Source organism: Methylomonas sp. LWB (assembly GCF_001856095.1).
In the GTDB taxonomy this organism is placed as follows: Bacteria; Pseudomonadota; Gammaproteobacteria; order Methylococcales; family Methylomonadaceae; genus Methylomonas; species Methylomonas koyamae_A.
On the sequence record NZ_MKMC01000083.1, the window covers coordinates 1 to 686 of the forward strand.

Sequence of the window (686 nt, forward strand, 5' to 3'; positions counted from 1 at the left end):
CCAGGATAGCCTGCCGCTGTATCGGCAAGCCGCGCTGTTGAGCCGTTTCGGCGGCGATCTGTCGCGCAACACGCTGGCGGCTAGCATGGTGCGGGTTGGCGACGCAGTGCAACCCATCATCAACTTGCTGCGCGACCATCTGCTCGATGCCGATCTGATCCTGGGCGACGAAACCGTGGTTCAAGTGCTCAAAGAATCCGGCCGAGCCGCGCAAAGCAAAAGCTATCTGTGGGCACAAATGACCGGCTCCGGACCGCCGATTCGGCTGTTCAGCTACACGCCGGGGCGCGGCGGAACGCATGCGCAGCCGTTGTATGAAGGCATCAAACCCGGCGCGGTACTGATGAGCGACGGCTATGAGGTGTATAACGCCATTGCCGCCAGCCGGGGCGCGATTCACCTCGGCTGTTGGGCGCATGCGCGGCGTTATTTTGTCGAGGCCGAAGCCGCCATTCCTAAAGCCGCGCGCGGCCCGGAGCAACTGGCGACGCAGTTTATCGCGGCGATGGGTGAACTGTACGCGATTGAAACTCAGACGAAAGACCTGAGCGTCGAACAGCGTGGGCAGCGGCGCCAGGAGCAAAGCCGACCGGTTTTGGTCAAAATCGAAGCCCTGCTGCTACAACATCTGCATGCGGTAATCCCCGGTAGTTTGCTGGGCAAGGCTTTGCATTACTTGTCATCGC

1 protein-coding gene is annotated in these 686 nt (G+C 61.1%); it reads left to right on the forward strand.

Annotated elements, in window-relative coordinates; genetic code table 11:
- On the forward strand, positions 1-686 hold a 686-nt coding region (locus tag BJL95_RS21710; protein ID WP_139306381.1), incomplete at both ends, for an IS66 family transposase.